The organism is Mesorhizobium waitakense, from assembly GCF_056431085.1.
This window is the reverse complement of sequence record NZ_JBWKME010000090.1, coordinates 45274-67443: the sequence shown is the minus strand read 5'-3', so window position 1 is coordinate 67443 and position 22170 is coordinate 45274. Positions and strand designations below refer to the sequence as shown.

Genomic DNA, 22170 nt, shown 5'->3' with positions numbered 1-22170 from the left:
GCAGATTGGCTGATGTCATCGCATAAGCTGTCGACCCCATGCATATCAAGCGCGATTGTCGGGATTCCCCGCAACTCGACCTGGCATCGCGGTCGCTTTTTTCACAACCGATGCCGGAAGGAGCGGCGACGCGGCGGACCCGCCGCGTCTAGGCTGTGGCCAGATTTCCGGAGCCGCCCACCAATCATGCAGACCTATGACTTCATCATCGTCGGCTCCGGCTCGGCCGGCTCGGTCCTGGCCGACAAACTGTCGGCCTCCGGACGCTTTTCCGTGCTGGTGCTGGAAGCCGGCGGCACCGACCGCCGCTTCTACGTGCAGATGCCGCTCGGCTACGGCAAGACCTTCTTCGATCCGGCGGTGAACTGGAACTACAAGGCCGAGCCGGACCCCGGCCTGGCGGGCAACGCCGACCACTGGCCGCGCGGCAAGCTGCTTGGCGGCTCGAGCTCGATCAATGCCATGGTCTGGATCCGGGGCGCGCGCGAGGATTTCGATGCCTGGGCAGCCGCCGGCAACCCAGGCTGGGGCTATGACGATATCTTGCCCGCCTTCAAGGCGCTGGAGGACAATCAGGCCGGCGCCGACGCATGGCGCGGTGTCGGCGGCCCGCTGCATGTCACCGATTGTTCGGACGCGGTCCACCCGCTGACCAAGCGCTATCTCGCCGCCGGCCAGCAGGCCGGTCTGCCGCTCAACCCGGATTTCAACGGTGCTGCCCAGGAAGGCGTTGGCGTCTACCAGATCTCGACCAGGAACGGCCGCCGCATGTCGGCGGCGCGTGCCTTCCTGCGCCCGGCGATGAAGCGCGCCAACGTCCGCGTCGAGATGAACGCGCTGGCGACCCGGGTGCTGTTCGAAGGCAAGCGCGCCGTCGGCGTCGAATATCTGCAGAACGGCGAGACGAAGACGGCGCGTGCCGGCCGTGAGGTCATCCTGTCGGGCGGCTCGGTCAATTCGCCGCAATTGCTGCAGCAGTCCGGCGTCGGCCCCTCGGCGCTGCTCAAGGGGCTTGGCATCGCCGTCGTCCACGCCAACGAGAATGTCGGCGCGCATCTGCAGGACCATGTCGGCATCAACTACACCTTCAAGAGCAGGCTGCCGACGCTCAACCAGACACTGCGTCCGTGGTGGGGCAAGCTCCTGGTCGGCATGCAATACATCCTGACGCGGTCCGGGCCGCTGTCGCTGTCGATGAACAATGCCGGCGGCTTCTTCCGCACCGACCCGGCGGCGACCCGCCCCAACATGCAGCTCTATTTCCAGGCCTTCTCGACCGTCATTCCCAAAAGCGGTGAGCGTCCGATCCTGACGCCCGACCCGTGGCCGGGCTTTTCCATCGGCCTGTCCAATTGCCGCCCGTCGAGCCGTGGCGAGATCATGATCCGATCCAGCAATCCGCGCGACTATCCCAGGATATCGGCCAATGCGTATTCGACCGAGGCCGACGTCGCCGAGATGCTCGACGCGGTGAAGTTCGTGCGCAAGATCGCCTCGATGCCGGCAATGGCCGAGATCATCGAGGAAGAGGTCCTGCCGGGCCCGTCGATCACATCAGACGTCGATCTGATCCAGGATTTCCGGAAGCGTTCGGGCACTGTCTATCATCCGGTTTCGACCTGCCGCATGGGTCCCGATCCCACGCGCGCCGTGGTCGATCCGCGCCTCAAGCTGCACGGTATCGAGGGCTTGCGCGTCATCGACGCCTCGATCTTTCCCGACAACATCACCGGCAACACCAACGCCGCCTCGATCATGACCGGTTGGAAGGGCGCCGAACTGGTTCTGGAGGACCAAAAATGAAAATCACCGACGTCAAGACCTGGGTTGTCGGCAACCCGCCGCCCGGCATCGGCGGCAAGTATTTTATATTCGTCAAGCTGACCACCGATGGCGGTGTCGTCGGCTATGGCGAGGCCTACAACGCCACCTTCTCCGCCCATGTCACGGCGAAGATGGTCGAGGACATGGCCGAGCGCTATTTGATCGGCCGCGATCCGCACGACATCGAGAATTTCTTCCGCCGCGCCTATTCGTCGGGCTTCACCCAGCGCCCTGACGTGTCCGGCATGGGCTGCTTCTCGGCGCTCGAAATGGCCTGCTGGGACATTGTCGGCAAGGAAGCCAACAAGCCGGTCTACAAACTGCTCGGTGGCCAGGTGCACGAGACGCTGCGCTCCTACACCTATCTCTACCCGCACACCGGCAGCGTCCACTCCGAGGATGCACGCGGCAAGAACGTCTACAACGACCCCGATCTCGCCGCCGCCTGCGCGCTCGAATATGTCGAGCAGGGCTTCAATGCCGTCAAGCTCGACCCGGCCGGTCCCTACACCGCCTTCGACGGTCACCAGCCGCGCCTTGCCGACATCGATCTCTCGGCGCGCATGATCAAGGCGATCCGCGAGGCGGTCGGCACCCGCGCCGACATCCTGTTCGGCACCCATGGCCAATTCACCGCCTCCGGCGCGCTGCGCATGGCCCGCGCCATCGAACCCTATGACCCGCTGTGGTTCGAGGAGCCGGTGCCGCCCGACATGCCTGAAGTGATGGCGCAGGTGGCGCGAGGCACGTCGATCCCGATCGCCACTGGCGAGCGGCTGACGACCAAGTTCGAATTCGCCCGCGTCATCGAGAACCGCGCCGCGACCATCCTGCAGCCAGACCTCGGCCGCTCGGGCGGCATCCTCGAAACCAAGAAGATCGCCGCCATGGCCGAGGCTTACCATATCCAGGTCGCCCCGCACTGCTATTGCGGGCCGATCGTCGGTGCTGCCAACATCCAGTTGGCGGTGACGCTGCCCAACTTCCTAATCCTGGAATCGCTGAAGCAGTGGGACGGGTTCCACGCAACGCTGCTTACGAAGAAGATCGAGTGGCAGGACGGCAATGTGATCCCCTCGAAGGAGCCCGGCCTCGGCGTCGAGCTCAACGAAGCGGTCTGCGATGCGCATCCCTACACTGGCAAGGAACTGCATCTGCAGATGATGCAGACGCCGCTGATGCCGTGAGCGAAAGCTATGCCTTCATCGGCCTTGGCCATCTCGGCGGCAATCTTGCCGCCAGCCTGATCCGCAACGGCTTCGCGGTCACCGTCTTCGACCGCGAGCCCGCTGCTGTCGAGCGCCTCGTCGCGCTCGGCGCCACCGCCGCCAACAGTCCCGCCGAGGCCGCCGCGCGAGCCGGCAATGCGGTAACCTGCCTGCCCTCGCCCAAAGTCAGCGAAGCGGTGTTGGCCGGTCCAGGCGGCTTGCTCGAGGGCCTGCCAGAGGGCGGCACCTGGATCGAGATGTCGACCAACGGCCGCGACGAGATCGTGCGTCTGGCCGCCCTCGCCTCGGCCAAGGGCATCGAAACGTTGGAATGCCCGGTCACCGGTGGCGTGCATCTGGCGGCGGTTGGAAAAATCACCGCACTGGTCGGTGGCGATGCAGCACTTTATGCGCGCCATCGCCCGGCCATCCAAGCGATGTGCGCGAAATCGTTCCTGATGGGTCCGGTCGGCTCGGCGGCGGTGATCAAGGTGATCACCAACATGCTCGCCTTCATCCATCTTGTCGCCGCCGGCGAGGCCTTGATGCTGGCCAGGCAAGGCGGGCTCGACCTCGCCCAATCCTACCACGCCATCGTCGCCTCCTCCGGCAACAGCTTCGTCCATGAGACCGAAAGCCAGCTCATTCTCAACGGCTCCTACGACATCGGCTTCACCATGGACTTGGCGCTGAAGGATCTCGGCTTCGCGCTCGCCATGGGCGAACAGTCTGGCGTGCCGCTCGAGCTGGCATCGCGCGTCAACGCGATTTTTGAACAAGGCAAGGAAGCCTATGGCGGCGCCGCGTGGTCGACCCAGATCGTCAAACTGCTGGAAGATGCCGTTGGCACTGACCTGCGCGCGCCCGGTTTTCCAGCCAAGCTCGAAGTCTGACACCAGGCAAGAAATCAAGCGATTTCAGTTGGTTGGACCCATCTCCGGACTCACCTGAATCGATCTGTTAACGACTTGATTCAATATCTGAGCGTCAGCGCGCCGGGCAGGATCTCGAAGGTCGCCGGTATGCGTCCCGGCGACTCGCCATCGATGTCGACCATCGCGCCGTTCGTCTCGACATCGCCGAGCGGCTCGACCACCACTTTCCGGCCGCGCAGGATGGTGATCGCGGGATGGTTGCGGTGCCGGCCTCCATAGAGCAGCCGGATATCCCAGATCAGCTTCAGCTTGCCGGCCGCGCGCAGGATGACGATGTCGAACTGCCCGTCGGTCAGCTCCGCATCCGGCGCGATCATCATGCCACCGCCGAAGAACTTGCCGTTGGCGACCGCCACCAGCGCCATGCGCGCCTCGACCGGCGTGCCGTCGTCGACTGTGATCCTGACATGCTGGAAGCGGTAACGGATGAATTCGACCACGGTGCGCCACAGGAACAGCGTCTTGGCCGACGTCTTGCCCTTGCGCTTGTCGGCGTTGACCGCGCGGTCGGTGGCACCCGACAGGCCGAGGCTGGCGATGTTGATGAAATGCCGGCTGGCCAGCGCGCCATGGTCGTCGATGTAGCAAATGCGCCCGGCATCGACTTTCCGAGGCTTGGTCTCGGCGAGCCGCTTCAGCACCGCATCAACCTCGCGCGGCAGGCCGAGCCCGCGCGCGAAATCGATGCCGGTCCCGCACGGCAAGAGGCCAAGCTCGGTTGTTCTGCGGCCTTCCTTGGACGCCTGCAGCAGCCCGTCGGCCACCTCGCTGGCGGTGCCGTCACCGCCGGCCGCGATCACTAGGTCGAAACCGTTTGCCGCGAGATCGAGCGCCAGTCTTTCGGCGTCACCTTCGGCCTGCGTCTCACGCAGCTCGAATTCACCGAAATGCCTTTTCAGTGACGCGGCGACCTCCGGCCAATGCCGTTTCAGCCGGCCGCCACCGGCAATCGGATTGAGGACCACTCCGACTTTCAAGCACACCCTCCCGCAAGGACATCAAGGCGCCGGCGCCTCGAATCCTTTGCCGGCATTGAAGCCCGTGCCCGCCGGCAGGGCAAGGGCGAATGTCCACCGCTGCCGCCCGTCATGGCGGACCGGAAAATCCGCAGTGCTGATTGATCCCCGATAATCCCGCTATCCACAGGCCTGCCGCAGGGTCGCCAACCACTTACCCGGCGTACATTGAACCCATCTCAGGCGGCTACCGATCGCCCAGCCGAAAGGCGAAGTGAAAGGCGGATTTCCTGAGGCCCGTACGGCCCTGAGCGAGAGCAGGCTTGCCTGTTGGAGGGACGGATGCCGAGACCTACGGGGCCGCGGAAAGCGTGCCAACGCCGACGGCGGACCGATGCTGCCATGAAGGACGGCAAAAACCTTCGATGGTGCGCAGGGCAAAGCCCGCAAGGGCGGAGACCGGCGTGGTCCCGAACGGGCGCTGCTCTCGGGTGGCGGGCTGGCAGGACCGTCAAAATCAAGGCCGGCATGGCGCGACGACTTTAGGGAAGTTGCTGCCGCGACCGTGTCCTGATCTGACAGGAAGGCGCTGGGAGAGATCCCGGCGCCGACTGTCGTTTTTGGCTATCCCCTACAATTTTTACGCTGTTTCCGGATATGGCTGCAACCGGCGCTGAAATCAGCTAACGTTCGGCGTCGTCGGAGTCCGTTTGATAACGCGCTCTGCAGAGGCGTATGGTGTGGGTTTCGAGAACCGAAGCGCAGCGGACATTTGGGTCCGTGGGCATCGGAAGCGCAGAAAACCGCGTCAGGCGTCCGGCAGGGTAGCGTTAGCGAATGGGCTCCCTGAAGGGGGATACTTCATGACGTTGATCCAGAAGCTTGCCGTTGCCTATGCGTTCCTGTTCTTCGGCGTCGTCGCCATCGGCTACATACCGGCGTTCAACGATGCCAACGGCAATCTGTTCGGCCTGTTCTCACTGCAATGGTACGACGACCTGCTGCACGCCTTCTCCGGCGTCTGGGCGTTGGCCGCCGCCTTCATCTCGCACCGCCAGGCGGTGTTCTATTTCAAGCTGTTCGGCTCGGTCTATCTGTTCGACGGCGTGCTTGGCCTGATCACCGGTTCCGGCTGCCTCGATGCCGGCATCTTCATCAACGGCTTCCGCTCGCTCAACGATATCGAATTCCCGGCCCGCTTCTTCGCCAACCTGCCGCACATCGTCATTGGCGGCTTCGCCGTCTATGTCGGCTTCTGGCTGTCGAAGCGCATACACGACCACTTCGCCACGGCCTAATCCGGCAATGTTCCTGTTTCGCTGGCTGAAGCGCATCATCAAGACGATCCTGTGGCTGATCGTCATCGTCGTCCTGATCCCGGTCGTCGGGCTGAGCTATGGCTTCCTGACAACGTCGTCACTCGACAAGACGCCGCTGCCCGGTATTGCCGACGGCGCGCCGCCCAAGGCGCTGGCCGACAAGGTTCGCGCCGAAATCCCCGGCTATCAGCGGCCGGAGGAATCGACCTTCCTCACCTACCCGGAATGGGCGATCGTCTACGCCGCGCGCGAGTATGCCGGCTTCGTCGACAAGAACCAGCCGAGCGGCTTTCCCTATTGGTCCTATGTCGGTCGCTTCTGGCAGGACTACGCCATGGTGATCCGCGCCAGCTCTGCCTACAATTTCAACTTCGCCAACCACCAGATGCTGGTCATCATCGGCACCAGCCACAGCATCGAACATATCCTGCAATGGGCCTATGAGAACACGGTCGGTCGCGTGACCGAGGCGACCGCTGGCAAGCGCACCGCCGCCGACATCTATCAGGCCAAGGTGGCGGCCGACTATGCCGCTTTCCTCGACCAGGTGCCGTGGTATCAATTTCCCTATGCGCAGAAGCGCGCCGGCCTGTTTGCCGTGCAGCCGGCGCCAGGCGACAGTTCCATCCGCACCAGCGAACGCAAGCTTGCCTTCGGCCTTGCCGACACCATCAAGCAGGGCTACGCCGACCTGATCAACCAGGCACTCGCAGCCACATCCCCACCAGCCTTCCTCGACATCCATGTATGGGCCGAAGGGCCGGTCGGCGAAGCGACGCGCAACGAGCCCGATACCTTGCTTGAGCGCGACTATGGCGCCCACGGCGCCGTCTTCGTCACCAAGCGCTACCAGGTGTTTACCGACATGATTCCGCGCCTGATCGACAAGGGCGTCTCCTTCGTCGAAATCGGCGGCAATGACGAGATCATGGTCACCGTGCTTTCGACCGACTCGATCGCCGTTCCCGAAGGCATCCGCATCCTGTTCAGCTACCCGCTCCCGGCTGACCCGTCGACGCGCCGCACCGGGCTGACCGTCGCCGTGCGCAAGCTGCATCTGGTGCTGCCGGCGCTGATAAAGTCAGGCGCCAGGCTCGAACACGTCTATGACTATTGAGACGATAGCCTGGCAATGCGCAGACTGATCCGCATCGTCGGCTGGCTTGCGCTCACGCTGGTCGTGCTCATTGCGGTCGTGCTTGTCGGCTTTCGCGGCGCGGCGGCGCTACGAGAGAACCTGTCACCCGAGGACGCAGCGCCGGCGGGAGCGCTGTTTGCCACCGTCGATGGCCTGAAGATCCACTACCAGGTCTGGGGACCGCAGGACGGGCCGCCGCTGCTGCTGTTCCACGGCACGGCCTCCTGGGCCGAGACCTACCGCGATATCGCCGCGCCATTGGGAGAACAGGGCTTTCGCGTCATAGCGCCCGACATGCCTCCCTTTGGCTATTCGCAAAGACCGGTCGACCAGGATTATTCGCGCGCTGCCCACGCAAAACGCGTCCTCGGTTTCGCCGACGCGCTCGGCCTGCGCCATTTCAGTGTCGGCGTCCACTCCTATGGCGGCGGTGGCGTGATCGAAGCCGCCTTCGAGGCTCCGGCTCGCATCGACGCGCTGATCCTGCTCGACGTGGCACTTGGCCTCGGCCGGACCGAGGCGCCGACAATGCCATTTGCCGCTCTCCTGAACCTGCGATGGCCTCGCGACCTGCTGACCGCCTCGACCTTCACCAACCCGCTCATGGTCGGAGCGGGTCTGCGCTCCTTTATCGAGAACGACGACGTGGTCACGGCTGAACGCATCGCGATCTACGCGCGGCCTCTCAATGTCGAAGGCACCACCGATGCGGTCGGCCATTGGCTGTTCAGCGGCCTGTTCAACGACGAACGAAAATCCCTTGCCGCCAACCCCGCGAACTATCGCACCTTCACGCCGCCCGTTCTCGTCATCTGGGGGCGAGACGATACGACCACGCCCCTCCAGCAGGGCGAAGAGATTGCCGCGTTGTTTCCGCACGCCGAACTGGCGGTTCTCGATGGCGTCAACCACATCCCGCAGGTCGAACGTCCGCACGATGTGGTGCGGCTGATCGCGAATTTCCTCAAACGAATCGCGCCGGCCACTCGATAGATCGACTGTTCGGCGCTCCGCCACGCTCATTCCACAATCGCGGCCAAATCCCGCCTTGTTCGCGCGCGATGGATTGTTGCACGTCGCGGGTTTGGGACCGCAACATGCACCGAAATGGGCTGCCGGGGGGCATCTCGAAGGGACAAGACCGTGATCAAGACCGCCCTTGTCGCCATGACCATTGTCGGCTGCGACTGCGACGCCAAGCTTTGCGAATATATCGGCGAGACGCCGGCCAAGTGGTCGACGATCGCCGAATGCGAAGCGGCGATGAAGAGCCAGATGCTGCACGAGCGCAATTTCAACTTTCCGCTCATCTCCGGCATCTGCCGCGCAAAAGGCTCGTCGTCCTCCTCGCAGCTGGCCGCGACCGCGTCGCGCCCGGAACTGAAGCCCGCCAGCAGGGTCGTTGGGACCGAAAGCCCGCTGCCGCCGGAGTTGAGCCGCCGGCCGAGCGTCCCGGTCGGGTCGCCGACGACGGCCGTGGAAGCGGCCGCCGCCCGGCCCGTCGCCTATGAACAAGTGGTCGATGGCGGAACCGGCGTGCTCTACCGCACGAAGAATGGGTATGCCGTGGTCAAGACCGATCTTGGCCGCGCCGCCTCGGCGACCGCCGACATGGCGAAACGGTCCGCGAACTGGCTGGCCGGACTGGTGCCGAAGGGGCTGTAGAGCAATTCCAGGACAAGCGTGAGGCGGTTTTTCGTCCGGAATTGCGTCGAAAACAACGCCCTTACAACTTGACCTTCAGGCTCTGCCAGAACTTGTCGATCAGCGGCTTTTCGGTGGCCGCATCCTCGCCAGCAACGCGGGTGATGAACAGCAGCCCCTGATCGGCGTGGCCGAAGCCGACGATCTCGAAATCGGCGGTGTCGGTGCGCGTCTTGACCTTGGCGAGAATGCCGGTCAGTTCCTTGCCGTCGGCGAGCTTGCGCGTCGTCGGCTCCTGCGTCAGCGTCGCACCAGCCTGCACCGATTCCTTCGTCATTTCCTGCAGCATCAGCTGGTTGAGCGACACCGGATTCATCTTGCCATATTCCTGCACGACGACGATCGTGCCCAGCGCCGACGCCATCAGATACTGCGTGATGTTCTCACCGAGATCGGTCTTGGTCACCGAGATGCCGCTCGGATGGACGAAGGAGAAACTGCCGCCGGAAAAGGTGGCGAAGTCGTTGCGCTCGAGCGTCACCCTGCTCTGTTTGCCGCCGGGCAGCGTCACGGTTGTGCTCTCGCCCGGATCGATGTCGACCGTTACGCCGTCGATCGTCAGCTTGAAAGCCTTGAGATCCTCCGCTCCGGCCGGTCCAGCGCACAGTGCGATGAGGGTGAGCGCCGCCGCTGATACCATGCGCATGGTTGTTCTCCTGACGTCTACACCACCCCGCTCAGCGCCTTGATGGCACGGTAGAAGGTCGAGGAAAACAGTTCCGTAGGGTCATATTGCCGCTTCTTCGCCAGGAAGGCCGGCAACTCGGGATAGGAGGCCAGCAATTCCCTGGCGGTGTAATGCAGCTGGTAGGGCAGGAAGAACCGCCCGCCATGCTTGATCGTCACGTCGATCAGCGCCCGCGTCAGCGCCCGCATTTTCGCATTGCCGTCGGCATCGGTCGGCTGGTTGATGTAGAGCACCAGCGAATAGGCCGGCTCCGGCGCGTAGGTCAGCGCGACATCCTCCTTGTGGACGATGCGCACCGAGGCATTGAGCACCGGCAGCGGCTGGTTGCGCAGCATTTCGCGCGCTTCGGCGATGAACTCGATATAGGCGGCGCGCGGAATAAAGTATTCGTGCAGGATGTCGGTCTCATCCATCAGGTCGTTGAACAGATAGGGCACCGAATCGTGCATCGGGTTGTTGCGGGTGACGAGACAGGCCTCGCCCTCGGCCATGGCTGAAGTGCGCGCCACCGTGCAGCTTTCGAATTTCGGTTCCAGCGTCTTTTCGGTGAACCACTTCAACTCCTGGAACAGGCTGCCCCATTTCGCCAGATTGATGAGAACCCGCTTCAGCCCCACTGAACCCGGCTCGCCGATCTCAGGCTGGTCGGCCGGCGGCTGGTCGGCCACCTTGTCGTAGCGATAGACGATCATGTCCTCGAGGAAATTGCCCGGCGCCGTCGACAGATGGCCGTAGAACAGGCCGATCTCCTTGTTCGGCTCCAACACGTCCGCGAAGAATTTTGGGAAATCGTCCGATTTGATGATCTCGCGTGAGGTGCGGTAGACCGTGTTGTCGACGATATCGAGCGTCGCCTCCAGCACCACGCCGAAAAGGCCGTAGCCGCCGACGACGTGGCGGAACAGCTCGGTGTTCTCGCTGAGTGAGCAGGTTGTCACCGAACCATCGGCCAGCATCACCCGCATCGAGCGGATCGAGCCGGCAACCGAACCCGCCTGGTGGTCCATGCCATGCGCGTTGACCGACAGCGAGCCGCCGACCGAGAAGATGTCGGTCGACTGCATCGCCTTCACCGCGAAGCGCGGATGCAGGAGGTTCTGGATATCGTGCCAGCGCGCGCCCGGCTGCAGGGTCATGGTCTTCGCCGAGGCATCCACGGTGACCTTGCTGAACTTTCTGAGATCGAGCACCAGCGCGTTGTCGTCGAAGGAATGCCCGCCCATCGAGTGGCGGATGGCGGCCAGCGAGATTCTCAGCCCGTTGGCGCGCGCGAAGGCTAGCGCCTTGGCGATGTGGTCTTCCTCGCTGACCTCGACCACGCCATAGACCGGCGTCTTCGACAGGCCGCTGGCATCGTTGATGTCGCCGCCTTTTGCCGACCAGGGCAGCGAAGGATCGAAGGCCGGCGGGCTGGCAATTGGCTTCAGCGGCAGTGCGATGCCGTCGACATCGGCGATGCGTCCGGCGTTCTTCGGTCCCGAAGGCCCTCGCGCCAGCCGCGCCACCGTTGTGCCGCCCCACAGCACCGCGCCACCGAAGACAGCCGCACCCAGCAGCAGTCGCCGCGACAGGCGAAACCCTTTTTGTTCCTCGGCCATGGATATCCCCCCCGTTGGCCAAGGGATAACGCGGCTCTTTGGCAAAAACCATAGCAGTGCATGGCGGAGCCGAGGCGTTGCTACGGCATCAAGGCGGCCAATGGTGAGGTTCAGGCGTAACAAAGGTGATCTCGAAGAGTTGCGCTGCCCCTCATCCGCCTGCCGGGCGATGAGGGACAGCGCCCTACCCATCAAGATTGGGCTTACGAAGACTTCTTGATCGATGTCACCATGCCGGTCTTGTCATCGACGGTCACCGCCACCTTGGCGCCGACCTTCAGTTTGCCGACCGCCGCCTCCGGCGACAGCTGGTAAATCTTGCCGTCGTCGAGGGTGATCGACTTGGTCGTCGGATCGACCGACTGGATGGTGCCCTGAACGGTCGCGGCATAGGCCGTGCCGAGGAAGGCGAGCAGAGCGGCGGTGGTTGCGAGGGTCTTCTTCATCGGTAAGCACTCCGTGCTGTTTCGGTTTCCCGGGGCTGCCGTCTTGGGCAACGACAGCACCGAACGGCCTGAAACTGAAACGGAAAGCTCCTCCTCCGCAAATCACGTTTGGTGAATTTTCGCAAACAAAATCATAGGCTTAATTCCGACACATTGCCTGCCGTCGATGCAAACTCTGGCCACTTCGGTTCCCCCTGGCAAGGGCACTTCCTTCCACAAAAAGAGTCACTTGGCTGATTGTGGCGGGCAGCTTTCGATCACCACGCGGCAGCCGCAATCCACCTCGGGCGGCATCACGAAACAGACTGCTGGCCGATCATCGGTACAAAATTTGTTTCATGGATCAGTTCAAACCGCCCCCAAATGCGGGATGAAACTCGCGCTCCGGTTGCAATCCGGGAATGGATGCAGGATGGTGTCGACCGTCGCGATGAAGGGGACCGTCCATGAACCTTGCAGTCCGGACCATGATATCCCTGATGCTGGCGTTTGCTCCGGGATTGGCCGGCGCACAAGGCATGGATCCCGACGACGACAAGACGGTTATCTTTACTCCCGGCGATCCCGAAATGGCGGCAGCGACTGCGAAGGCACTCGCCAGCCTGGATGAATTCCTGGCTTTGTCTGAGGCTCCTCCCTCCGGCACGGACCGGTTCAAATTGAAGGTCAAGGTGCGGGACGGGAATGTCACCGAACACTTCTGGGTCATACCGTTCCGCCGCACCGAGACCGGTTTTGTCGGCATATTGGCGAACCAGCCCGAAGAGGTGCAGAGCGTCGTCCTCGGCCAGAACATCGAATTCACCAGGGACGATATTTCCGACTGGGGATACACGCGCGGCGGGCGCCAGGTCGGCAGCTTCACTGTCTGTGTGATGTTCAAGAAAATGTCGAAAGAAGAAGCGGATTATATGCGCGACAAGTACGGCTTCGACTGCTGACAGCGATCAACCGATCTCGTCCTTCGCGCCGATCTTGCGCACCAGCGCTGCGGTCGCCAGCATGGCGCCCATGTCCGCGATCATCGGCGCGACATGCCTAGTGTAGTCGAGCGGCACCGAGATAGCTGGCAGCTCGAAGAAATTCTTCGTCTGCGGCAGCAGCAGGAAACCGTCGCTGCCGTTGAGCGCGACGCGGGCCGGATCGTCCGGCCAGGTTTCGCCCAGCCATTTCAGCGCCTGCGCCAGCCGGCCGGTCACCAACGGCCGTGCAGCCTCGATGTTGTCGGTGCGGAATTCATAGGCGGCGTCGAGTTCGGGCACACCGGACGACAAGTCCTGCATCTTGCTGGCGAACATGCCGCGGAAGAAGCCGACGACCGCATTGGTCCGCCGCGTCGCCACCAATATTCCCGGGAACGGTTCGATCGCTTCGAAAGCGACGATGACACCCTTGAAGGCTGTCGATGAACCCTTGCCCGACCCTTCCCGCAGTTCTGCTTCGTAAAGCTCGAACGGAAACTCCTCGTAGCGCCCCGAAACGACATCGTCGAACGACTGCCGGTTGAAGGGCCCGACCGCCTCGCGCGGCAGCCGATCGAAGGAGTTCGGCCTGCCTCCATGCTGGTAACGCATGTCCGCGATGAAGCCGAAGATGATCGGCAGCAGCGTTTCGCGGAACGATTGCTGCAGCCGCGTCGCCGGTTTCATGGCCTGGAAGTAGAGCAGGATCGAAGCCGCGAAGCCGATGACGTAGAGAAATACATGCGGCGTCGAGAACCATTGCTCGTTGGGGTCGGCGACTTTGTTGAACAGCCAGGCGACCAGCACCACGAACACCAGTACCAGACCGACGAACAGCGGCACCCGCCAGCGCACCTGCCGAACCGCCGAAGCCCTCGCCGCCTCATAGGTCTCGATGTCTTTCCGGATGCCGGCCGTGACCGCCTCGCTCGGCATGAAATCCGCTGTTTCCATCGCCATCCCCCCGCAAGCCTGCCGCTGCCGGCGCATGATAGTCGGTTTTGCCGAGGCCGCTAGACGGTTAGGCGGTGACCCCTTCCTCGCTTGTGGGAGAAGGGAAAATCGCTTCCAGCCGGCCCTTGACCTTGCCGCGCATCCGCCCCTTCAACCCTTCCACCGGCAGCAGCCGCTCATGATCACCGGCGCGCAGCCGCACAAAGGGATGCAACTGGTACGACGCGATCGCGCCGCGCGTGCCGGCATCGGCACTGACATCTACGATGAATATTCCTCCAATGCGCCCCGGCCATGGCTGGCGGGCAAGGGCGGTGCCGAGGAAATCACCGAGCCCATAGGCGACGATCGTCTGGTCGATCCACTCCACCGGTTGTATGACATGGGCATGATGGCCGGCGATCAGCCCGACACCATCTGCGGCCAGCCGCCTGGCCAGTGCCTGCGTCTCGGCGCGCGGAAAATGCCGGAACTCCCAGTCCCAGTGCGGCACCGCGCAGAGAAGATCGAGACCGGCGCGCGGCCAGTGCGCTGGATCGCTTTCCATCGACACGCGGCCGGCGAACAGGTCTTCATCGGCGTTGCGCCATAGGGTGAAGGCCGCGAAGCCTATGTTCAGCGGCCCGACGGTGACAGGCACCACCGCGCCATTGGCGGCCAGGCCGATGGTCCAGATGCCGAGCCGTTTCAGCGCCGCCACCGTCGCGTCGAAACCGGCAACGCCCTGGTCGAGCACATGATTGTTGGCCAGCGACAGCACGAGCTTTTCGTGTGCGATGCCAAGGGCCGCCAGCGCTTCGACCAGAAAGCGCTCGCTCATCGCATGGTGCGTACCGAGTTTTGTCCCCAGCACCGCACTTGGTCCATCCACGATCGGGCTTTCGCAATTGCCGATCACCAGGTCGGCAGCGCCGAGCAACGCCTTGATCGCCGGATCGCAGTCCGGCGCGCCGCGGTTAGCCACCGCCGAGATGTCGCCGATAAAGGCCAGCCGCACCGCCCGCCTCGGCGGCGGTGTCATCATCGTCGCGGCCATCGGCGCGAAACCATTGGCATCACCGCTGAGCGAGGGCTTCAGAAAGCGCGGCAGCCACGACAGTTTGTAGGAAAGCGGATAGTTCGACACGCCCATGCCCAATCGTTTGCCCTGTGTAGACCGTCGGCCTCGAGGGTTGAAGCGCATCCGTCGACAATCGTGCAACGATGACAGTCTGCGCCTCGGCGCTGACAGGCGCGGCACTGCAAATGCGTGTATGCTCGCCGACGCGACCAACGCATGGGGGAAAAGATGACACGAATAGCAAGCCTGCTGGCATCCGCTTTCATTCTGCTTGTGCCCTTGTCTTCCGCGCGCGCTGCAATGCCCGAGGCGGCAACCGCCTTGTTCGAGGCCAGGACCGTGGCCGCGCGCGACACCGCCCTGTCGACGCTGGAGGCCGCCGCACCAAAAGATCCGGCGTCCGCCTACGCGGCCGGCGCCGGCGAGTTCTTCACTGCGCTGGAGCTGCTGGCCAGCGGCCTGCACCGCCATGGTTTCGAAAGCCCGCAATCCTTCATGCTGCCATTGATGCGGCTACCGGTGCCGGACAATCCCAACCCAGAGCCGCTGACCTATGAGCAGTTCCGCGCCATTCTGGTCGGCTTCCGCGACCGGCTGGAAAAATCCGCCGCAACGCTGGGCTCGGTCTCGGCCGATGCCGATATCGGCATGGTGCTCGACCTCACCCATGTCGGCATCGACCTCAATGAGGACGGCGCGATCACGCCGGATGAGAGCATGGCCGCCATCATGGCCTCGCTGTCGCGCGGCGGCAGCGCACCGGACGGAGCAGCACCCGCGCTCACCTTCCGCTTCGACCGCGCCGACGGCTATTGGCTGCAGGGCTATGCCGAATTCCTGATGGCGCAGGCCGATTTCTGGCTGGCGCATGATTTCAGGAGCACTTTCGACGGGTCCTTCCACATGCTGTTCCCGCGCGCCAAACTGCCGCTGCAGGACATTCTCGTGCCGCCGAGCAGCGAGATGGGCAGCAGCATCTTCTCGTCGGAATGGCGCATCGCCGATTTCATCTCGCTGGTGCATCTGGTCAACTGGCCGGTGGTCGAACCCGAGCGCCGGCAAGCGGCGCGTCGCCACCTGCTCGAAATGATCCGGCTGTCGCGCGAGGACTGGAAGGCGATCCGCGCCGAGACCGACAACGACCGCGAATGGCTGCCGGGACCGCAGCAGAAGGGCGAGAACCCGCTCACCGGCCTCGAAGTCGGCGAGGAGCAGGTCGAGGCCTGGCTCGCCACCTTGACCATGGCCGAGGATCTTCTGGAAGGCCGCTTGCTGCTGCCGCATTTCCGCATCACCGGCAAGGGCATCAACATGAAGCGCTTCTTCGACGAGCCAAAACCCTTCGACCTGGTGCTGTCGATCACCGGCCCGGCCATCGCGCCCTATCTCGAAAGCGGCAAGATCCTGACCAGCGACGACTTCGACCAGATCCAGCGCCAATTCGGCGGCAGCGGTTTTCTGACTTTTGCCCTGTGGTTCAACTAAGGGCAACTGCAGGACGCTAGAAAATCGCGCCCTGATAGAGCACCGTCTCGGCCTCTTCAGGCGCAAACCGGCGGGCCAGCGTGCGAAACGCGCTGTGCACGCCGTCGCGGTCGATGTTGCAGCTTCTGAGATGCCGCACCGCCAGCGTCGGATCGAAGGCGCTGCGGCCATGCATGACACGCTGATTGTCGAAGACCAGCACCTCGCCCGGCTGCAGCTGGTGCTGGAACTGGTTTTGCGGATCGCAGATCAGCCGCGTCAGTTCGGCCAGCGCCTCGATCACGCCGTCGATTTCATCCTCTGAGGCCGTCTGTGGCGCCAGGCAGCGGTCGTTGTAGCGGACGCCGGTGACGACCCCGGTTGCATCGAGGCTGATGACATGTGCCTCGACACTGAAGAACACCTCGCCCGCATGCTCGCGATGAAAGGTGACGCCGTGCCGCGTCAACAGATCGAACAGTTCCGGCGTCTGCGTCCGCATCAGCGCGGCAACATGGAAGCCGTCAACCATCAGCGAGGTGCCGCCGCTGCCCGCACCGGTGCGGATGGCGTGGAAGAAGATGAAGCCCGGCGGCGCATAACGGAACGGCTCGTCCGTATGCGGGATCTGCGCCCGAGCCGTCTCTCCCGCCACCCGCGCATCCGGCCGCGAGATCAGGTCGAACACCTTGCCGTAGCTGGTCTCGCGGATCGGCCCGTAGCGGCCGGCGACCCGCGCCGTCGCTTCCGTTTCTGCGGGAACCCCGGTCAGCATGGCGATGCCGTGATCGCGTAGCGCCCGCAGCGAATGGAACAGCATCTCGTCGTCCTCGACAACCGCGTCGAATGAAAAGCGGCCAAGCCGCGCGGTCAGGTCGCTACTCCACAATTGCAGCTGGAACCGGGCCGGGCCTGAGCCAGCGCCGGCATGGCCTGCCAGGAATTCAGCTCCGTAGTGCGAGACATGGCCATCATCCCAGACGACACCCACCTCGCCCGCCGTGACATTGATTGAGCTGGCTCGAGCGTTTGCGGCAATATCGGCCGGTGTCAGCCATCTCTTGCCGGAGGCAGTGTCGCCACAGGCATCGCATTCGCAAGCCAGCCGCAGCCAGCGCGTCGAAAGCTTTCCAGTTCGGCCGTCCGTCAGGTCGACGACGACGCGCTGGCCTTCGGCACGCATGGCGCGGATCGGCGTGGTCGAAGTTGAATGCCTTGATGGGTGCATTAGCGTGTCAAGCATTGCAGCGGTCCGCACGATTGAATTTCTTAAACGATCTTAGATCCCTGAAAACAGTGATTCAAACGAGTTCCCTTCGCCAGCTTTTGAGTTAAATTCAATCCATGACACTCCGGGATCTTCCCCTATTCGCCTTGCGGGCGCTACTCGCCGCCGCCAGGGCTGGTAGCCTGACGCGCGCTGCCGAGGAGCTGGGCGTCACTCCAGGCGCCATCGGCCATCAGGTCCGGCAGCTGGAGGAGCGGCTGGGCGTCAAACTGGTGCGGCGCGAAGGCAACGGCATCGTGCTGACCCGCGCCGCCGAGGCCGCCCTGCCCGACATCGACCGCGGTTTTGACGCGCTGGCCTCCGGCATGCGGCGGCTGCGCTTCGAACGACGGGCCGAGACCTTCACCATCTCAGCCGATCCGTCCTTCGCCTCGCTCTGGCTCGCGCCCCGCCTCAGCAGAGTGCGCGCGGCGCTGGGCAAGCTCGACGTGCGCATCGTTGAGTCCGTTGCGCTCGATGCCATGCTGGAGGAAGGTGTCGACCTCGCCATCAGCTATCGCAAGGGCGCAACACCGGATCTCGCATCGCTCGACCTGTTCACCGAACGGGTGATCCCAGCCTGCGCGCCTGCATTGGTTCGCGGCCATATCAGGCCGGATGCGGCCGAGGTGCTGGACAGCATGCCGCTGCTGCACATCGATCCGACGATGGGCGACGACGTCTACCCGGCCTGGCGCGACTGGTTCACTGCCGCCGGCCGGCAACGGAAAGACATCGACCAGGGCCCACGTTTTGGGCTAACGATCGTCGCGGCACAGGCGGCGATTGCCGGCATGGGCGCATTGCTGGCCAGCGAATTGGTGCTGCGGCTTCATCTCGATCCCGGCCATCTCATCGAGATTGCACGGGATGTGCCGGCGTTGATGATCAGGCGCCGCCTCGTCTGGCCGCAGCATAGCCCGAAGGCGCGCCGCGCCGCAGCCGTCGCCGCCGAACTGGCAGCAATTGCCGATATCGGCATCGATGGCGCCCTGCCCGCGTGAGCCCGACTTAACGCGCAAATCCGTGCAGCCGGCCGAGCAACCATTGCAATGGATTGGCGACGAAAGCACGCGTAACGAAACTGTCGTGGGCGGCGTCCGAGGCAAGCAAGGCGACGGTGCCGGCTTCGAGGCGGCGTGGCGGGTCCGAACTGGCGTCGATGCCCTGGCTTGCCAGCAACTGTCGGATTTCTGCATTGCCGGAGGCGGAAGATTGGCCAAAGGCGCTGACGAAGAAGCTCTTCCTGTGGCGCCCGGCCCAGCTGGCGAAAATGTCGGCCTCGTCGAACACGGCGTCGAGCAGGATGACGCCGAGCAGGCGACCGCCGATGTCGCCATTCCCCAGCACGAAGGCGGCGGGATTGTAGCCGCCGCTATAGGCGACAAGTACAACTGGCATGGCGTCGAATTTTGCCGCCTTGGCGCCGGTCAACTTGCCCAGGCCTTGCGCTGCCTCGGCCATGAACGTCGCAAAGTGACCGGGCGTCCAGAAATTGCCGGCGCTCGAATCCTGCGCGTTGCTGGCAAATTGCGGCGCCACCAGCACGGCGTTGAGGCCGGACGCTTCGACCTGCGCGACAACCCGCTGGCGGCCGACGACATCGCGCTGCAAGGTGGCGCCATTGCCATGGAAGAACACCACGATGACTGCCGGCCTGGTCGGATCGAACCCTCGTGGCGCCGACAGCAGCGTGCTGCGGTCCGAATAGGTCTCGTCTTCCCAGTAGATGCCACCACGCGGCGAGGTGTGGCCGCGCCGGCCGTTGGCCGTCACGTCGAGAAAAGGCCCGGATCCATCGGGCAGCTTTCCCCGGTAGGGAAACGGCGAAGTCTTGAACGGCACGATGGCCGACATGGCCTTGCGCAAGCGCGCGCCCTCGCTCGACGCTGGAAACGCCGCCGCGGCCAGCAGTCCTGCGACGATGGCGCGCCGGTCGGGCATCAGGCCGTCACCAGCCGGATGGCTGGCGCCTTCGACGGCAACAGCACGGCAAAGAAGGCCGGGATGGCGACGAGATAAGCGATCGCCGCCCATTGCAGCACGGCGCTGAGGCCGAAGCTGGTGGCGACGATCGGCACAGCGGCCGAGCCAATCACCGAAAAGCAGCCATTAATGCCCCAGGCCCAGACGAACAGGTGCTCCTTGCCCAGCCGCGCCAGCCATGTCATGGCGGTTGCCATCGGCATGCCCATCAGGAAGGCCGGCGGCGATACCAGAAGGAAGCAGAGCAGCAGCCGGACGACATAGGGATAGGCACCGATCCAATCGAGCACCGGCGACAGATAGAAGCCGTAGGCCAGCAGCAGCACGCAGATCGCCAACAGCAGGACAGGCAACAGCGTCCGGGCGCGGTTGAAGGTGCGCTCGGCAAAAAGGCTGCCAAGACCGGAAAACACCAGCATCGACGAGATCAGCACCGAGGCCGACACGGTCGGATTGGCAAGCGCCACGGTGAAGCGGCTGATCAGCCCGACCTCGACCATGATGTAGCCGAGGCCGAGGCAAGCGAAGTAAAGGATGGTGCCGAGCTTGCCACGCGAGCGCGAGAACACGATGCGCCAGCCGAAGATGACCGGCAGCAGCACCAGCGACGCCGCCGTGATGCAGGCGATGCCGAGCGTCGCCCAGATCAGCAGATAACCCCAGTCGTCCTGGAACAGGTCGAGCCTGTCCAGTGTTAGCGGCAGGTCGGCGACCTTCACATAAGCGGCGAAGTAGGGCTGGTCGTTGCTCAGCGGACGCACGTCGAAGACATAATCGCTGGCAAGCTTCGCCCAGCCACCCGTCAAAAGCGCGTGCCAGGTCATGCGCTGCAGCGCGGTGGCCGGCAGCACGTCGGGGCCGGCATCGCCGCCAGCATCGGCGCAGGCATCGAGGGTCGGATCGGCCGGCGCGGTCGGGTCGCAGGCTGCGTTGGGAGCGGTCGGGTCGGCCGGCGCCGTCGCATCGGCGGCGGGTTGGGTCAGCGTCGCATCCTGTCCGCTGCCAAAGATCGAGGCGCGATAGTCGTCGAGGATTTTCTGCGCCGTCGAGCCGTCATAAGGCATGCCGGGGTAGTAGACCTCTTCCCACGACATCGACTTGGTGTAGTCGCGCAGCGTCTTGATTTCCGCCGCGCTGAAGCCGCCGCGCTTGAACAGCACCGTGGTTGTCGAGAGATAGCTCGACACGGCGAAGATATCGTTGGCCGCACCTTGCGGATCGAACATCCTGGCCGCCTCGGCGATGGTGGAATAGAGCTTCAGCACCGATTTCGGCGGCTCTTCCTTGTTCCACAGGGTCACCGACAGCACGCCGCCGTCGGCCAGCGCATGCATGTAGCTCAGCATTGCCTCGTGCGTGTAGGCGTATTTCTCCGAGATGGCGAAGCCGCCCGGATTGGACAGGCCGACACTGTCGGCGAGGCTGAGATCGATGACGTCGTAGCGCTCTCTGGTGTTGGCGAGGAACAGACGCCCGTCAATGTCGATCACCTTGAGGCGCGGCTCGGCCAGAATATCGCCGGTGACATCCTTCAGCACCGGGTCGCGGAACGCCCGCAATGTCATCGGATTGCTCTCGGCGACTGTCACCGAGGCCGATCCGGCGTTGAGCGCGGCCTGGGTGGAGATGCCGCCGCCAAACTGCACGACGAACGTCCTGGGTTTCGCCTTGATGACATAGGGGTAGTGCATCGGCAGATAACGGAAATAGACCTGCTCGGCCGGCGCCAGATTGCGCATGATGCCTTCCGGCCCGTCGCCGTCGCGATACATGCCGACATAGGTGTTGGCTGGAACTTCCGGCATGCCGAAGGCGGCATTGTCGCTCAGGCCCGGCGCGAAATGCATGTAGGAGCTGGCATAGACCTGCAGGTCGCCAAACGGCGAGACGCTGCGGTAGATACGCTTGCCGTCCGGGAAGTTGCGGGCATAGGCGACGCCCTTGTACTGCGACACCGCGATGTCGGGTATGCTGAGCAGGCCGGGCAGCATCAGGTAGCCGGCGATCGATAGCGCCGCGACAACCGCGCCGGCGACAACACGCTTCCAGGCGCCGAAGGCGAAGAACCACAGCAGCGAACCGGCGGCCCACAACAGCAGCGGCACGACGATGATGGTTTCAGGCGAAAACAGATACATCGACACCAGGACGACGAGGCCGGCGAGCCCGGAGCCGGTGAGGTCGGCGAAATAGACGCGACTGAAGGCGGTGCGGCTTTTCAGGAAGACGATGCCGAGGAAGAATGCGCCGGCCAGGAACGGCAGGAGATAGAGCAGGAAATTGGCCAGCAGCCGCCATTTCTGCTCGGGATCGGAGACCAGGAAGATGGCGTTGAACGGCACCGTCTGGGCAGCGAGGTTGGAGGCGACGGCGAGCGGGCCGACCAGCAGCAGCGCCGCTGTCGCGGCCCCTTGCCAGTGCCGGTCGAACCAGTCCTTGCCGGCGAAGATGACGACGCTGGACAGCGAGAAGCCAAGCATGGCGAGGCTGACCACCAGAGAACCGAAATGCGACCAGCTGCCGACGGCGAACACCCGCATGACTGATATCTGCAGCGCTATGATGGCGCCGGCAATCAGCCCGATTGCGAGGTAATGCGCGAGACCAGGCGCCTCCAGCGAGGCGATGCTTGGTCGGGAGATCGGTGCGACGGCTGCCATG

At 63.9% G+C, this 22170-nt stretch carries 19 protein-coding genes; 10 read left to right on the top strand and 9 right to left on the bottom strand.

Annotated elements, in window-relative coordinates; genetic code table 11:
• Positions 1-186 precede the first annotated feature (186 nt).
• The 3 genes from AC07FD_RS19230 to AC07FD_RS19220 are packed head-to-tail and all read left to right on the top strand — an operon-like array spanning position 187 to position 3925.
• Positions 187-1803 carry a GMC family oxidoreductase gene (locus AC07FD_RS19230; protein WP_478351128.1) on the top strand — a complete coding sequence of 539 codons (1617 nt, stop codon included), beginning with the start codon at positions 187-189 and terminating at the stop codon, positions 1801-1803.
• On the top strand, positions 1800-3011 hold the full coding sequence (locus AC07FD_RS19225) for a mandelate racemase/muconate lactonizing enzyme family protein (protein WP_478351127.1): 1212 nt from the start codon (positions 1800-1802) through the stop codon (positions 3009-3011). The genes AC07FD_RS19230 and AC07FD_RS19225 overlap by 4 nt, the downstream gene beginning before the upstream one ends.
• Complete coding sequence (locus tag AC07FD_RS19220) at positions 3008-3925, top strand: NAD(P)-dependent oxidoreductase (protein ID WP_478351126.1); 918 nt, start codon at positions 3008-3010, stop codon at positions 3923-3925. The genes AC07FD_RS19225 and AC07FD_RS19220 overlap by 4 nt, the downstream gene beginning before the upstream one ends.
• Positions 3926-4005: 80 nt before the next feature.
• On the opposite strand, the gene AC07FD_RS19215 is transcribed toward AC07FD_RS19220, so the two are convergent.
• Positions 4006-4944 (bottom strand): diacylglycerol/lipid kinase family protein, encoded by a 939-nt coding sequence (locus AC07FD_RS19215; protein ID WP_478351125.1) that lies wholly within the window; start codon positions 4942-4944, stop codon positions 4006-4008.
• Between the two features lie 842 nt (positions 4945-5786).
• On the opposite strand from AC07FD_RS19215, the gene AC07FD_RS19210 reads away from it, so the two are divergent.
• The 4 genes from AC07FD_RS19210 (at position 5787) to AC07FD_RS19195 (ending at position 9045) form a co-directional block, all read left to right on the top strand.
• The gene (locus AC07FD_RS19210) at positions 5787-6221 is read left to right on the top strand and encodes a DUF4383 domain-containing protein (protein ID WP_095090901.1); all 435 of its coding nucleotides are present in this window, start codon (positions 5787-5789) and stop codon (positions 6219-6221) included.
• 7 nt (positions 6222-6228) lie between these two features.
• Positions 6229-7359, top strand: coding sequence for a hypothetical protein (locus tag AC07FD_RS19205; protein WP_478351124.1), 1131 nt, complete (start codon positions 6229-6231; stop codon positions 7357-7359).
• A 15-nt stretch (positions 7360-7374) separates the two neighbouring features.
• Positions 7375-8373, top strand: coding sequence for an alpha/beta fold hydrolase (locus AC07FD_RS19200; protein WP_478351123.1), 999 nt, complete (start codon positions 7375-7377; stop codon positions 8371-8373).
• Between the two features lie 150 nt (positions 8374-8523).
• Entirely contained in the window at positions 8524-9045 is a 522-nt protein-coding gene (locus AC07FD_RS19195) for a hypothetical protein (protein WP_478351122.1), read from the top strand.
• Between the two features lie 61 nt (positions 9046-9106).
• On the opposite strand, the gene AC07FD_RS19190 is transcribed toward AC07FD_RS19195, so the two are convergent.
• The 3 genes from AC07FD_RS19190 to AC07FD_RS19180 form a co-directional block, all read right to left on the bottom strand.
• Positions 9107-9730, bottom strand: a complete 624-nt coding sequence (locus AC07FD_RS19190; protein ID WP_478351121.1) for a hypothetical protein — start codon at positions 9728-9730, stop codon at positions 9107-9109.
• A gap of 17 nt (positions 9731-9747) precedes the next feature.
• Positions 9748-11370: an FAD-binding oxidoreductase gene (locus tag AC07FD_RS19185; protein ID WP_478351120.1), complete on the bottom strand. Its 1623-nt coding sequence runs from the start codon at positions 11368-11370 to the stop codon at positions 9748-9750.
• Between the two features lie 203 nt (positions 11371-11573).
• A complete protein-coding gene (locus AC07FD_RS19180; RefSeq protein ID WP_095090895.1) occupies positions 11574-11816 on the bottom strand; it encodes a DUF1344 domain-containing protein in 243 nt (80 codons plus the stop codon).
• Between the two features lie 446 nt (positions 11817-12262).
• Between AC07FD_RS19180 and AC07FD_RS19175 the strand changes: the two genes are divergently transcribed.
• Positions 12263-12757 carry a YegJ family protein gene (locus AC07FD_RS19175; RefSeq protein ID WP_478351119.1) on the top strand — a complete coding sequence of 165 codons (495 nt, stop codon included), beginning with the start codon at positions 12263-12265 and terminating at the stop codon, positions 12755-12757.
• 6 nt (positions 12758-12763) lie between these two features.
• Here AC07FD_RS19175 and AC07FD_RS19170 read toward each other — a convergent pair whose 3' ends face one another.
• Both AC07FD_RS19170 and AC07FD_RS19165 read right to left on the bottom strand, forming a co-directional pair.
• Positions 12764-13732 (bottom strand): hypothetical protein, encoded by a 969-nt coding sequence (locus tag AC07FD_RS19170; RefSeq protein ID WP_478351118.1) that lies wholly within the window; start codon positions 13730-13732, stop codon positions 12764-12766.
• 67 nt (positions 13733-13799) lie between these two features.
• Positions 13800-14858, bottom strand: a complete 1059-nt coding sequence (locus AC07FD_RS19165; protein ID WP_478351139.1) for a CapA family protein — start codon at positions 14856-14858, stop codon at positions 13800-13802.
• 162 nt (positions 14859-15020) lie between these two features.
• Here AC07FD_RS19165 and AC07FD_RS19160 point away from each other — a divergent pair, with 162 nt between their 5' ends.
• Positions 15021-16277 (top strand): hypothetical protein, encoded by a 1257-nt coding sequence (locus tag AC07FD_RS19160; protein ID WP_478351117.1) that lies wholly within the window; start codon positions 15021-15023, stop codon positions 16275-16277.
• A 16-nt stretch (positions 16278-16293) separates the two neighbouring features.
• Here AC07FD_RS19160 and AC07FD_RS19155 read toward each other — a convergent pair whose 3' ends face one another.
• Positions 16294-17499, bottom strand: a complete 1206-nt coding sequence (locus tag AC07FD_RS19155; protein WP_478351116.1) for a clavaminate synthase family protein — start codon at positions 17497-17499, stop codon at positions 16294-16296.
• A 101-nt stretch (positions 17500-17600) separates the two neighbouring features.
• Here AC07FD_RS19155 and AC07FD_RS19150 point away from each other — a divergent pair, with 101 nt between their 5' ends.
• Complete coding sequence (locus AC07FD_RS19150) at positions 17601-18527, top strand: LysR substrate-binding domain-containing protein (RefSeq protein WP_478351115.1); 927 nt, start codon at positions 17601-17603, stop codon at positions 18525-18527.
• Positions 18528-18534: 7 nt separating this feature from the next.
• Here AC07FD_RS19150 and AC07FD_RS19145 read toward each other — a convergent pair whose 3' ends face one another.
• On the bottom strand, positions 18535-19467 hold the full coding sequence (locus tag AC07FD_RS19145) for a hypothetical protein (RefSeq protein WP_478351114.1): 933 nt from the start codon (positions 19465-19467) through the stop codon (positions 18535-18537).
• The gene (locus AC07FD_RS19140) at positions 19467-22169 is read right to left on the bottom strand and encodes a spermidine synthase family protein (protein WP_478351113.1); all 2703 of its coding nucleotides are present in this window, start codon (positions 22167-22169) and stop codon (positions 19467-19469) included. The genes AC07FD_RS19145 and AC07FD_RS19140 overlap by 1 nt, the downstream gene beginning before the upstream one ends.
• Position 22170: the final 1 nt, after the last annotated feature.